We start from the raw sequence: 13104 nt of genomic DNA on the forward strand, positions 1-13104 counted from the left end.
CTCGGCGCGGAGCCCCAGGGAGAGGGCCCCGGGACATCCCCAGGGGGCGGCCTGGACACCAGGCCGTCGTCCAGCCCACGGACTCAGGGTGAGAGTCATCCCCGTCGGACTCCGGGTGTGGCAGACTCACAGGGACCATGTGGGATTGGGTCCGCCAGCTGGGCGAGTGGGCGCGCGAGGATGCGCCCTTCGCCGTGGCCACCGTTACAGCGTGCCAGGGAAGCACCCCCGCCGAGCCCGGCGCGAAGCTGCTGGTGCGTGGGGACGGCGCGTTCCACGGCACCGTGGGCGGCGGACACCTGGAGCAACTGGTGCTCGCCGACGCGCGGGCCTGTCTGGAGCGCGGCGAGTCCCGCTCCTATCGCTATCCGCTGGGCGCGAAGCTCGGCCAGTGCTGTGGGGGCGTGGTGGACATCTTCGTGGAGCCCGTCAACCACGGGCCTCGCCTGTACCTCTTCGGGGCCGGGCACGTGGGCCAGGCGGTGTGCCGCATCCTCGATGGGACCCCCTTCCGCGTACACCTGGTGGACGAGCGCCCCGAGTGGCTCCACGGCGAGCGCGTGCCCGCGGCGGTGACGCGCCACGAGGAGTCCTGGGAGGACTTCGTGGCCCAGGCCGTGTGGGACGCGCGCCGGACGTACGTCGCGGTGATGACGCACCGGCATGACCTGGACCAGGACATCATCGCGGCCGCGCTGGAGAAGCCCGCGCGCTACATCGGCCTCATCGGCAGCAAGACGAAGTGGGCGCGCTTCCGGCAGCGGCTGGAGGCGCGAGGCGTGCCCGCGACGCTGCTGAGCCGGGTGCAGTGCCCCATGGGGCTGGAGCTGGGGGGCAAGTCCCCCCAGGAAGTCGCGGTGAGCATCGCCGCGGGGCTGCTCCAGCTCCACCACCAACCTTTCGTTGAAACCCGCCCCGAGCCATCCGCCTCGGAGCCGCCCCGCCTGCGCGGGGTTTCGTCTGGAGAATGAGCACCATGTTCGAGTTCCGGCTCAACGGGAGCCTGGTCCGCGTCGAGGACGTGTCGCCCAACACCACGCTGCTCGACTACCTGCGCGCCCAAGGCGCCACGGGAACGAAGCAGGGCTGCGCCGAGGGGGACTGTGGCGCGTGCACCGTGGCGATGGTGGACCGCGATGCCCAGGGCAACCGCTGCCTGCGCGCGTTCAACAGTTGCATCACCCTGGTGCCCATGGTGGCCGGGCGCGAGGTGGTGACGGTGGAGGGCGTGGGCTCGCGCGAGAAGCCACATCCCGTGCAGCAGGCGATGGTGAAGCACTACGGCTCGCAGTGTGGTTTCTGCACGCCGGGCTTCATCGTCTCCATGGCGGAGGCGTACTCGCGGCCGGAGGTCTGTACCCCGGAGACGGTGGCGGACCAGCTCTGTGGAAACATCTGCCGCTGTACCGGGTATCGGCCCATCCGCGATGCGATGATGGAGGCGCTCGCAGCGAGGGATGCGGCGGTGGGATTGCAGCCACTGCCGGGCACGTCGCTCGGGGGCCCTGCTTCGCCGGTGTCGGCGCTGAGCTATGAGGCCGGCGGCCAGAAGTTCCTGCGGCCCACGTCGTGGGAGGAGCTGCTCGCGCTGAAGGCCGCGCATCCGGAGGCGCTGCTCGTGGCGGGCGCCACGGAAGTGGGCGTGGACATCACCAAGAAGGCCCGGCGCTTTCCGTTCCTCATCTCCACCGAGGGCGTGGAGTCCCTGCGCGCCATCCGCCGTGAAGCGGACGGCTGGTACGTGGGCGGCGCGGCGACGCTCGTGGACCTGGAGGATGCGCTCGGCAAGGACGTGCCCGAGATAGGGAAGATGCTCAACGTCTTCGCCTCGCGACAGATCCGGCAGCGGGCCACGTTGTCGGGCAACCTGGTGACGGCGTCGCCGATTGGCGACCTGGCGCCGGTGCTGCTCGCGCTGGATGCTCGGATGGTGCTGTCGTCCGTGAAGGGCGAGCGGACGGTGGCGCTGTCGGACTTCTTCCTCGCGTACCGGAAGACGGCGCTCCAGGTGGACGAGGTGGTGCGCTTCATCGTCATCCCGCATGCGCCTTCGGCGGCCAGTGGACTCCGGCGGGTGTCGGATTCGTTCAAGGTGTCCAAGCGGCGCGAGCTGGATATCAGCATCGTCGCCGCGGGCTTCTGCGTGGAGCTGGATGCGGGCGGTGTGGTGCGCACGGCGCGGCTCGGGTACGGCGGCGTGGCGGCCACGCCCATTCGCGCGCGACGCACCGAGGAGCTGCTCGTCGACCAGCCGTGGACCCGGGAGACGGTGGACAAGGTGCTGCCCGTGCTCTCGGGCGAGCTGTCCCCCATCAGCGACTTGCGCGGGAGCGCAGAGTACCGACGCGGGCTCATCGTGAGCCTGTTCGAGAAGTTCTTCTCGGGGGAGCAGAGCCCCTCGCTGGACGCGGCGCCGGGCTTCGTCACGGGAGACGCCGAGGCGCCCACGGACGCAAGCCGCGTGCTGCGACATGAGAGCGCGCTGGGCCATGTGACGGGGGCCGCGAAGTACGTGGACGATGTGGCGCAGGGCCGGCCCATGCTGGAGGTGTGGCCGGTGTGCTCGCCCCATGCGCACGCGCGAATCCTGCGCAGGGACGCGACGGCCGCGAGGGCGCTTCCGGGCGTGGTGACGGTGCTGCTCGCGGAGGACATCCCCGGGATGAACGACACGGGGCCCATCCGCCACGACGAGCCGCTCCTGGCGAAGGACGAGGTGCTGTTCCACGGGCAGATTGTCGCCGTGGTGGTGGGAGAGAGCATCGACGCGTGCCGCGAGGCCGCGAAGCAGGTGGTGGTGGAGTACGAACCGCTGCCGGCCATCCTCACCGTGGAAGACGCGATGGCGCAGGGCAGCTACCACACGGAGCCGCACGTCATCCGGCGCGGCGATGTGGACGCGGCGCTCGCGTCGAGCCCGCGTCGGTTGTCCGGCACGGTGACGATGGGCGGACAGGAGCACTTCTACCTGGAGACGCAGGCGGCCTTCGCGGAGAAGGGCGACGACGGTGACATCACGGTGGTGTCCTCCACGCAGCACCCGTCCGAGGTGCAGGCGGTGATTTCCCACGTGTTGCACCTGCCGCGCAGTCGCGTGGTGGTGCAGTCACCGCGCATGGGTGGCGGCTTCGGTGGCAAGGAGACGCAGGGCAACTCACCCGCTGCCATTGTCGCGCTGGCCGCGTGGCACACGGGCAGGCCGGTGCGGTGGATGATGGACCGGGACGTGGACATGGCGGTGACGGGCAAGCGCCATCCGTTCCATGCCACGTTCGAGGTGGGCTTCACCGAGCAGGGCAAGCTGCTCGCTCTGCGCGCGCAGCTCGTGTCCAACGCGGGTTGGTCGCTGGATTTGTCCGAGTCGATTACCGACCGTGCCCTCTTCCACCTGGACAACGCCTATTACGTCCCGGCCATGAGCTACACGGGCCGCGTGGCGAAGACGCATCTGGTGTCCAACACGGCCTTCCGTGGCTTCGGGGGTCCGCAGGGGATGCTGGTGGGTGAGGAGGTCCTCGACCGCGTGGCGCGCACGCTGGGCCTGCCGCCGGAGGAAGTGCGCGAGCGCAACTTCTACCGAGGCACCGGTGAGACGAACACGACGCACTACGGACAGGAGCTGGAGGACGAGCGACTGCCGCACCTGTGGCGTGAGCTGAAGGACTCGGCGGACTTCGCGCGTCGGCGTCGGGAGGTGGAGGAGTTCAATGCCCGCTCACCGCGAATCAAGCGCGGGCTGGCGATGACGCCGATGAAGTTCGGCATCTCCTTCACTGCGACGTTCCTGAATCAGGCGGGCGCGCTGGTGCATGTGTACCGGGATGGCTCGGTGATGCTGTCGCACGGCGGCACGGAGATGGGTCAGGGCCTGCACACGAAGATTCAGGGCGTGGCCATGCGCGAGCTGGGATTGCCAGCGGACGCCATCCGGGTGGCGAAGACGGTGACGGACAAGGTGCCCAACACCTCCGCCACGGCGGCCTCGTCGGGTTCGGACCTGAACGGCGCGGCGGTGCGCGAGGCGTGCGTCACGCTGCGTGGGCGGCTTGTGCCGGTGGCCGTGAAGCTGCTGTCGGAGCGGCACGGGCGCACCGTGGCTCCGGAGGCGGTGGTGTTCCAGGACGGGCGCGTAGGGGTAGCGGATGCGTCCGTGTCCTTCGCGGAGGTGGTGGACGCGGCGTACCTGGCGCGCGTGGGGCTCTCGGTGACGGGCTACTACCAGACGCCGGGCATCGGCTACGACAAGGCGAAGGGCCGAGGGAAGCCGTTCCTCTACTTCGCGTATGGCGCGGCGGTGACGGAGGTGGAGGTGGACGGCCACACGGGCATGAAGCGGGTGCTCCGGGTGGACGTGCTGGAGGACGTGGGCGACTCGCTCAATCCGGGTGTGGACCGGGGGCAGATTGAAGGCGGCTTCGTCCAGGGCATGGGCTGGCTGACGGGCGAGGACCTGCGCTGGGATGCGAAGGGACGGTTGCTCACGCACTCGGCCAGCACGTATCCGGTGCCCGCGTTCAGCGATGCGCCGGTGGACTTCCGTGTGCGGCTGTTGGAGCGGGCGCGGCAGCACAACACGATTCACGGCAGCAAGGCGGTGGGCGAGCCGCCGCTGATGCTGGCGCTGTCGGTGCGCGAGGCGCTGAGGGATGCGGTGGGTGCGTTCGGGGCTCCGGGCGGAGAGGTGGAGCTGGCCGCTCCCGCCACGCACGAGGCCCTGTTCCTGGCCATCCAGCGGCGTGAGGCCCGGAGCAAGTCTGAGTCGCGGCTGGTGGTCGCGGCATAGCTTCCTGGCGCCCCGTGGGAACGAGGCGCCGTTCACCACACGAGAGCAGGAGCAATGTGACGACACATACGTTGGAGTCGTTGAAGCCTCGGCTTCGGAGGGCCGGGGACCTCGCGGACCTCCTGCTCGAGGAGCACGCGACGTTCCTCGACGGTGACACCTGGGTCCACGAGGGAGACCTGGTGCTCGAAGGGGAGCTTGAGGTGAAGCGGGGGGCGTTGCTGATTCTGGGAAATCTGAGGGTCAGCGATGCCGTTGGGACGGACGAGAGCGGCAAGCTCGTCGTCACGGGTCGACTCGATGCCCGCCACCTCTATCTGGAAGGCGACCTGCGGGTGCACAAGGACGTTGCGCTCCGAGGCGCCCTCTTCGGCTTCTACGAAGCGGGCAATTCACAGGTCGACGGACGGACGACCGCGAAGCTCGGTCTCATCGGCGACCATGAATGGGAGTGCGATGACGAGCACTACGAGGTCTCTGGCCGCTTCTCGAACTTCGTCGAGATTGAGGAGGGAGACCCCGATGCCATCCGCCAGCTCATGGGCGACAAGGAGTTCGCCATTCTCGCGCCCATGCTGGGTCTGTCCGACGAGGATACGGAGTGCGATGGTTACGGAATGAAGCTCTTCTTCCGGGTCTGAGCAAAGCGCGAGTCTCGGAGCAAGACGGAGACGGGACTGGTCGCGACGTAGGTCCTGGGCGCCGATTCATCGTTGAACGTGGAGACGTGACTTGAAAGAGCAGACACTGCAGTCGCTGAAGCCGAAGCTCCGGCCCGTGAAGGACGAGGACCTCGAGCAGATTGGTGATGAGGACATCGCGGGAGTCCTCGGTGATGACAGTTGGGTTCACGAGGGAGACCTCGTGATTGAGGGCGACCTCAGCGTGACGGAGGGGGCGCTGTTGGTCCTGGGGGACCTGACGGTGAGCGGCGAGGTCACGACGGATGAGACGGGCACGTTGGCTGTCATGGGCCAGCTCAAGGCCCACCACCTCTACCTGGAGGGCAACCTGGAGGTTCACGGGGATGCCACGCTCAGCGGTGTCGTCTACGGCTTCTACGAAGCGGGCATCTCCCGGGTCTACGGCAAGACGACCGCGAAGCTCGGCCTGATTGGCAATCACGACTGGTCTTGCGACAGCGAGCACTACGAAGTCTCGGGGCGCTTCAGCAACTTCCACAAGCTCATGGAAGGAGACCCGGAAGCCATCCGCAAGCTCGTCGGCGACAAGGAGTTCGCCCAGCTCGCGCGCATGCTGGGGGTGACCAAGGAAGAGGCGGAGGGTTCGTCGAACAGTGCCTGGGGACTGAGCCTCTTCCACCGGGTCTGAGCTGTCCGCGTCGGTCCCTGCGCCGGAACAGGGACCACGCCCGACTCCGAGGGCATCATCTTCAAGATCCGGCGGCTGGCGTGAGCCCCGCAACAATCCGACAAAGCCGCAATTGCGGAAATAACACCAAAAGTTATTTACTGAACGCTCGGCGCGCGAACACCCCACCCACGCGCTCCGAACAGGGGACATCAACATGCCTCGTCATCTGTCGACCTTGCGTTCACTGACCGCGCTCACCGCCTTCGCCACGCTGTCCACGGCATCCGCCGAGGAGCGCGGCAAGCCGCAGGCCCCCCAGACCACAACGCCCGCTCGGACAGGAAACCAGGAGCTGCTGGCCGGGACGTACTCCGTCTCCATCCCCGCCATCACCTGCGTGCACCAGGGAAGCGCTCCTCCGCCAGCTCCGATGACCTGCGGCGGCGGCGGCACGCTGCGCACGGACGGCGACAATACCTTCCCGTGCGCAGTGAACTCCAATGCCACGCTCAATACGTACGTGTGCGGTCTGAATCTTCCGTCGGGTGCGCAGATCCAGGAAGCCATTGCCTACGGCTACGACTCCTCCACCGTCGGATACTTCGAAGCCGCCATCTGGAGCACGGCCGATGCGACCCTCGCCGTGTCGTACTTCAGCAGCTTCGGTGGTACCTGGCAGAACTCGGGAGTGGCATTCAACAGTGGCTACTCCAGCTTCCCCATCTTCTCCGCATCCCAACCCGCCCATACCGTGGTGGCTGGTAACCGGTATGTGATTGGCTTCGCTACGCGCGACCCCATCCAGTCCAACCTGGTCTTTGGCTTCCGCGTCCGCTACTTCCTGCCGTAAGGCGCCCCGTCACGGAGTCCCGGCGCCCGCCCCTGTCTCCCTGGGGCGGAGCGCCTCGTGAACCGGACTCCCACGAAGTGTGCCCCTTCCGAGTGAGCTCTCGCGCCGCGCGCGACAAAATCACACACACAAACATTTCGTCTGTGGACAGGCAGTGCTCAAGTTGAGCGCGTCCATCACGTGTGGCGCGGCTTGCAGACTGGACGGCTGCGCGCCTCAGCCCACCACCCGCTCGATACCCGGACGCACAGCTTCGGGCGGGATGGGCAGGTGCGTGGTGTTGGAACCCGGGAAGAGTTCCGAGGCCCACTGACACAGGTGATCCACACACGACTCAATCGCACCACCCGTCGTGAAGATGTGATTGGTGCCCTTGAGGCGAATCCGCGACAGGTTCGGATGTGGCAGATCCGCCAGCGCCGAGCGATGGATACGGTCGAAGAACACGTCCCGCAGCTTGCCCTCCGCCGTCAACACCAGCACCGGCTGCCCGCGCTCCACCACCCGCTGCCACGCCCGCACCAGCGGCACGTTCGCCACCGCCGGCAGCGAATCCCAGTCCATCAACAAATCGAGCAGCTTCTGTCGCGGGAACGGCACGTACTTGAACAGCCGCGCATACTCGTTCTCCCGCGTCAGCATCCGCATCCAGCCCCAATACGAAAAGAGCTTCGACGTCACCCGCTTCAATGACAGCCGCGAGGACTCAACCTCCACCTCGGCCCCCTCCCCTCCCACCGCCGCCGCTTCCTGCTCCGACAGGTAGAACTCCGGCTCGAACATGAACAGGCCGCGCACCCCCTCCGGCTCACGGTCCGCCAGATACAGCGCCGTCGTCGCCGCCCCGCACAGCCCTCCCATCAACATCCCCTCCAGCCCATATCGCCGCTGGAGCTCCTCTCGCACCTCGCTCGCCACCTCGACGAAGCCGCCCTTGCACACGAGCTGGTACAGCTCCGACGTCATCTCCGGCAACGGACCGTCCGAGTCCCCCAACCCCGGCAGGTCCACTCGGAAGCACGGGAACCCTCGCGCCGCGAGCCTCTCCGCCGCGAGCACCGACAGCCCCCCATGCCCGGAGCGCGGCACATGCCCGGGGTTCAGGAAGAGCACGCCCACCGAGCGTCGAGTCCCCGTCGCCGGAGGATGAAACGTCCCCCACAACCTGTGGCCCTTCACGTCGAGCTGGATCAACTCCCTCATGACCGCACCTCGTGGCGCGCCCCAGTCCCGGCGATGAACCGCAGACTGTCCTCATAGAGTTCCGCCAGCTCCGGCAAGAGCCGGTTGCTCATCGTCCAGAAGAAGGGCCGAGGTGCCCTCACCGAGCGGCTCCGTCCCGGCGCCAGGAAGCGCTCCGCGGGACGGCCATCCAGGTGCACCACCCGCCACGGCCGCGCCTCGTCCTTCTCAGGGACCGCCAGCCCGTAGCCGTCCGAACTGCGCCACAGACCGCGAGACCAGGGCAACCCCTCCACCTCCACGTGCCGCCCCGCCTCCAGCTCCGTCACGTAGTCCTCACGCGAGCGAGCCTCCCCTCCCGTCCCCTCCAGGTTGTCCGCCGCCACCTTCCGGCGAAGCACTTCCATCAGATGCGCCCGCCCCGACTCCGGCGGCTCCCACATCAAGAGCCCTTCCACCGGCTCCGTCCGGAACACTCGCGCCGCGAGCAACGCACCGAGTCGAAGTCCATGCACCGTCAACGGCACACCGGGACTCACGCGCCGCAAGTGCTCCAGCCCCGTGCGCAAATCTTCTTCCCAGCGCGGGAAAGTCATCTCATCGAAGCGCCCCGTGCTCTCGCCAGAGCCTCGATAATCCAGACGCAGCACCTCCACGCCCCGAGCCGCGAGGAAGCGCGCCCATCTCACCCACACGACATAGCCATGCGCCCGCTCCAGCCCCAACGGCCCCGCCAGCAACACCGCCGCCCGACGCTCCGTCAGCGCCCGGTGATGAACGTAGTAAAGCGAGTCCTCGCCCTGGGAGAGATACCCAGGTGACTCAGTCAATGCCGGCATGTGAGTGGTGAGTCCCCCGCCTTGATGTCGCGTGATGCTAGGAACGCGTCGCCAAGCGAGTCAAACAGTCCTTGTCACCGCCGCAATCCACCGCGCGGACGCCCTCCGCGAACCGTCACGGCAGTCAAAACGCACGCATGGTCGGTCTCCAAAGACCCAGACGCGCGGAGGACCACGGCGGCATCACGGTGAAGCCGGAAGGTGCTCTCGGAGGAAGCGCTCCGGGCTTATGCCCCACCAGCGCGTGAAGGCGCGATGGAAGGCGGCCGGCTCGGCATAGCCCAGGAGAAAGGAGACCTCCGCGATGGACATCCGCCGCCGCAGGTAGGTCCCAGACAACTCACGGCGCAGGGACTCTTCCACGGGCAGCCCAAGCCGGCTCGCGAAGGCGGCCATCTCCTACGTGCTCGGACTCCCACTCCTGACGCGGGCGCTAGCGGTACTGCAACAGGATGGCGAGGACAATGATGCCATTGAGCCCCAGGCCCACCGAGAAGTAGCCCCCGCTGGCGCGTGAGACACCAGCGGCCACGTTCAGGTGGCCAATGTCCTCCAGGCACAGCTTCACCCCTGTCTCACCGCCCAGGTTCAGCAAGGTGTCCTGCCCCGACGTCATGCCTCCCACCATCGCCCGCGCATAGGGGACTACATAGGGCGAGACGTAGTGCTGATACGCGGCGAAGCCGTTGGTCTCCACCAGCCCGTCTTCCCCACCGAACACCATGTTCGCGCCGAAGCCCAGCCGGCGATCCATGAAGGCCATCGGCTGGAGGTTGAAGGACAGCTCGAGGCCCGTGCCCATCTCGCTGCCCGTCCGCATGGCGAAGAGCACCTCCGTCGCGGGCTTGTCCATCGCGGGGGCCTGGTGGCGCAGCCGGGCCGCGGCCTGCTGGTCCACGGCCTGACCCTTCGCCTCGTGCACCTCCGCCAGCGCCAGGGCGGCAGCCACGTCGCCCGTCTCGTAGACCTTGGTGAGCGGACGCTCCGCACCGGACAGGTCGCCGGACTCCTTGCGCAGCTTGCCCTCCGTCATGCAGCTCGACAGGTCGCCTTCCTCGCACGCCTTGCCGTAGGCCTCGATGGCTCGGGGACGGTCTCCCTCGCGCAGCAGCTTGGCGCCCCACTCCGCACAGGGAAGCAGCGCGCCCGGCTCACACGAAGGCGGCGCCCATTCGGTCCGGGACGTCGTGGTCGCGCACGCCGTCACTCCCACAGCACACATCACCAGCAGCAACACCCGCATCATGTTCAGCATTCAACCACGAGGTGCCCCCGCTCTGCCTCTCGGTCTGCCGCAGAGGAGGCCATGGCCTCGCCGCCCGCCCGCTTTCCGTCCCGGCGAGAATGGCCGAACCACGCGTTCCAAGAAGCCTGCCCCCTGGCGAGTCGGAGGATCCGCACCGAACTTGAGGACACCCAGGAGGATTGGTGGACACCGTCGCTCGCCAGCACGACTCGCTGCTTCGCGCCCCTCGTGGGAGGGGCCTGCCCCAGGAGCCCGTATGAAGGTGCCCGAGGTCCTCGAGCACCTGCCGGGCGTGGGGCCCCTTCTTGGCCGCATGGCGACCAGCGCCGAGGAGCCTCGTCCTCGCAGGGACCCCACCCTCACCCTGCCAAGCCTCGACGCCTTCAAGTTGCCGGCAACGGAGCGCAAGCTCGGCGATGGGCGCACGCTGCTCGTCCGACACCCGGAGTCCCGGCCGCCCACGGGCCCCGGGCTCTCCGTGATGAGCTTCAACATCCTGCTCGGAGGACAGCGCCGCGAAGCCCTGCTGGCGTATTTCGACGGGCTGGAGGCGGAGGGCCGCATGCCGGACGTCATCGGGCTTCAGGAGGCCAACGTCCCCATCGCCGTGCTGCTGTCGGCGCGGTACGGCTTCCACCTGGCGTACTTCGGTCATGACGGTGGCAACGGCGCGAGGCTCATCAACGGCAAGGCGTTCCTCACGCGGCATCCGCTGGTGGACGCGGCCCACTTCACCTACTCCCTCTCCGACGCCGAGCGCGCCGCCGCCATCCATCGCCGGGGCGGAGACCCGTGCGAGCTACCGGAGGACCGGGGCGCGCTGTACGTCCGGCTGGACGTGGAGGGTGTGCCCGTCGTCCTCTACAACGTGCACCACACGCTGGGAGACTCCGGCATCAACGCGCACAACCTGAGGCAGCTCAACACGCTGCTGCGCCACCGGGAGGTCCCTCACGCTGTGGCGCTGGGTGACTTCAACGCCAACACCGCCATCAAGCGCGGCGGCTCCTGGTTGATGGCCCACCTGATCACCTACGACGACACGGACACGGTGGAGGAGTACGCCGTGCGCTACGGCGTGCCGCACACGAGCGTGGGCGACACGGGCGTGGGCAACATCGCGGACCCTCGGCTGCGGCACGAGCTGCATGTGCTGGAGCAGGGCCTGCCGGAGACCATCGCCCACGCCGCCGTCGCAAGGGTCCGCATGCCAGACGGAGAGATGATGACGCCGAAGCAGGCGTGCTCGGAGCTGCGCTCCGGGAAGGTTCCGCGAGGCAGCGAGCACTGGCTGCGGCTCCAGGACATCGCCGACAGCGCCACCCTCACCTCGCTGCCGGACGAGTCGGGCATCGTGCCCGCCACAGGCAAGCGCTTCGACAACTTCTACGCCAGCCCGGAGCTGGAGCCTGTCCTCTTCGAGGTGGACCGGAGCACCGAGTCGTCGGACCACCAGCCCGTCCTGGCGCACTACACGCCGCGCCCGGCGAAGCCTCGCGACGGCAAGCCGACACCGGGCAAGCCCACGTGAGCCAAGGCAGCGCTCGTCACACGAGGACGAAGTCCACGTTCTTGAAGCCCCGGGTGCGTGCACAGACCTCGTAGCCTTCGTGCGCGCCCTCGTCGTTGGTGTTGGCCTCGATGGTCTGGAAGGTCTCCTCGTCCACCTCGGTGACGATGCCCGCGTGGGCCCAGTCTCCGGGCGTGCGGCGCCGCAGGAAGAGGCTGCCCGGACGGATGCGCGTGCGGTCCGGCGGCGCGCTCTGCGTGGAGAGGAAGCTCTCCCGCGCGCGCCCCTGCGCCGCGAGCAAGTCACTGGAGAAGGTCCGCTCCACGGGCATGGGCACGCCCAGCGTCCTCGCCGCCTGATGCAGACAGAAGGTCGCGAAGCCAGCGGACCAGCACCAGGACGCGCCCTCGTTGCCATCCAGATACATCCGCACCCAGGGGCCGCGATTCCTCCCACCCACCTCGCGCGGAAGCTGGCGCAGGTGCTGCGCCGCATACGCCACCGTCAGCGAGCCCAGGGAGCGGCCCGCCGGAGAAGCCAGGGAGAGCGCCGAGCGCAGCGGCGCCACCAGTCGCTCGAAGGTCACCGCGTCCGCGACCCCGGAGACAGGCACGTTCGACCTGGCCTGAAACCGCTTGAGCGCCGCTTCCGTGGCGGGGCCGAAGTCCCCGTCGATGGCGACCGCGAAGCCATTCAGGGTCAGCCACTCCTGGATGCGCCGCACGCCAGGGGACTCCTCGCCCCGGCGATACACCTTGTCCAGCTCCAGCTCGCTCATGGGGCCCCCGCCAGCCGCTGCATGGCCGTGAGCGTCATCCTGGCACCGCGCCGAGTCACGGCGCCAGGAGGGCCCATGTGACCTCAACGCGGAGGTGCTTCACCTGGCACGTCGCGGTCTTCCACCGAACGTTCCCGGTCCTCCTCTGACTGGTTCGGCACGGGTGTGGCCGCATCGCCCGGCGCACCCGAGCCGCCAACGCCTTCCTTGAAGCCCTGCGAGGCCTCCTCCGCGGCGGTCTTCATGTCCTTCGCCGCCTCGCGCGTGCCGTCACGCACCTCCCTCGCCGCCTTGCCCATCTCGCGGCCGACATTGCGTGAGTTGTCGCGAACCTCATCGTCCTCGCATCCCGTGAAGGCCGCGAGCGACGCGCCCAAGCCCACCAGCGTGAGCCACTTCCACCGTGTCCGTGCCATCTCTCGCCTCCCGCGCGCAGGTCGCGTTCGTGTCGTCCGGACGGCAAGGTAGGCATGGGAGCACGCCAGAGCGGGCCTGCGAGCAAGCGCCCCGCTCCTCGTTCCAGGGGCGTACATCCACTCTGACGCACCGCGCCCGACTGTTTGCCGCCCTCCTGTCGGTGGCTTCCGGGTGGAAGTGGACAG

The 13104-nt window shown here is 68.3% G+C and carries 12 protein-coding genes; 6 read left to right on the forward strand and 6 right to left on the reverse strand.

Annotated features, from left to right (window positions below; all coding sequences use genetic code 11):
- Window positions 1–137 precede the first annotated feature (137 nt).
- From xdhC to HUA78_RS38935, 5 genes are all read left to right on the forward strand, one after another.
- Window positions 138–971: a xanthine dehydrogenase accessory protein XdhC gene (xdhC, locus tag HUA78_RS38915; RefSeq protein ID WP_174478510.1), complete on the forward strand. Its 834-nt coding sequence runs from the start codon at window positions 138–140 to the stop codon at window positions 969–971.
- Window positions 968–4783, forward strand: coding sequence for a xanthine dehydrogenase molybdopterin binding subunit (gene xdhB, locus HUA78_RS38920; RefSeq protein WP_174478511.1), 3816 nt, complete (start codon window positions 968–970; stop codon window positions 4781–4783). Before xdhC ends, xdhB begins: the two co-directional genes overlap by 4 nt.
- Before the next feature lie 80 nt (window positions 4784–4863).
- Window positions 4864–5424, forward strand: a complete 561-nt coding sequence (locus tag HUA78_RS38925) for a hypothetical protein (protein ID WP_174458912.1) — start codon at window positions 4864–4866, stop codon at window positions 5422–5424.
- 91 nt (window positions 5425–5515) lie between these two features.
- Window positions 5516–6115, forward strand: coding sequence for a hypothetical protein (locus HUA78_RS38930; RefSeq protein ID WP_174465398.1), 600 nt, complete (start codon window positions 5516–5518; stop codon window positions 6113–6115).
- A gap of 196 nt (window positions 6116–6311) precedes the next feature.
- Window positions 6312–6947 carry a hypothetical protein gene (locus HUA78_RS38935; protein ID WP_174462596.1) on the forward strand — a complete coding sequence of 212 codons (636 nt, stop codon included), beginning with the start codon at window positions 6312–6314 and terminating at the stop codon, window positions 6945–6947.
- A 216-nt stretch (window positions 6948–7163) separates the two neighbouring features.
- On the opposite strand, the gene HUA78_RS38940 is transcribed toward HUA78_RS38935, so the two are convergent.
- From HUA78_RS38940 to HUA78_RS38955, 4 genes are all read right to left on the reverse strand, one after another.
- Window positions 7164–8150: a hypothetical protein gene (locus HUA78_RS38940; RefSeq protein WP_174462595.1), complete on the reverse strand. Its 987-nt coding sequence runs from the start codon at window positions 8148–8150 to the stop codon at window positions 7164–7166.
- Window positions 8147–8968 (reverse strand): serine aminopeptidase domain-containing protein, encoded by an 822-nt coding sequence (locus HUA78_RS38945; protein WP_174478512.1) that lies wholly within the window; start codon window positions 8966–8968, stop codon window positions 8147–8149. Before HUA78_RS38945 ends, HUA78_RS38940 begins: the two co-directional genes overlap by 4 nt.
- A 183-nt stretch (window positions 8969–9151) precedes the next feature.
- A complete protein-coding gene (locus HUA78_RS38950; protein ID WP_254624142.1) occupies window positions 9152–9364 on the reverse strand; it encodes a helix-turn-helix domain-containing protein in 213 nt (70 codons plus the stop codon).
- Between the two features lie 37 nt (window positions 9365–9401).
- Complete coding sequence (locus HUA78_RS38955) at window positions 9402–10214, reverse strand: hypothetical protein (RefSeq protein ID WP_174462594.1); 813 nt, start codon at window positions 10212–10214, stop codon at window positions 9402–9404.
- 256 nt (window positions 10215–10470) lie between these two features.
- Between HUA78_RS38955 and HUA78_RS38960 the strand changes: the two genes are divergently transcribed.
- Window positions 10471–11745, forward strand: coding sequence for an endonuclease/exonuclease/phosphatase family protein (locus HUA78_RS38960; protein ID WP_174459207.1), 1275 nt, complete (start codon window positions 10471–10473; stop codon window positions 11743–11745).
- 16 nt (window positions 11746–11761) lie between these two features.
- On the opposite strand, the gene HUA78_RS38965 is transcribed toward HUA78_RS38960, so the two are convergent.
- Window positions 11762–12502 carry a peptidoglycan-binding protein gene (locus HUA78_RS38965; protein ID WP_174459208.1) on the reverse strand — a complete coding sequence of 247 codons (741 nt, stop codon included), beginning with the start codon at window positions 12500–12502 and terminating at the stop codon, window positions 11762–11764.
- A gap of 83 nt (window positions 12503–12585) precedes the next feature.
- Window positions 12586–12918, reverse strand: coding sequence for a hypothetical protein (locus tag HUA78_RS38970; RefSeq protein ID WP_246137600.1), 333 nt, complete (start codon window positions 12916–12918; stop codon window positions 12586–12588).
- Window positions 12919–13104: the final 186 nt, after the last annotated feature.

The organism is Myxococcus sp. CA033, from assembly GCF_013336625.1.
In the GTDB taxonomy this organism is placed as follows: Bacteria; Myxococcota; Myxococcia; order Myxococcales; family Myxococcaceae; genus Myxococcus; species Myxococcus llanfairpwllgwyngyllgogerychwyrndrobwllllantysiliogogogochensis.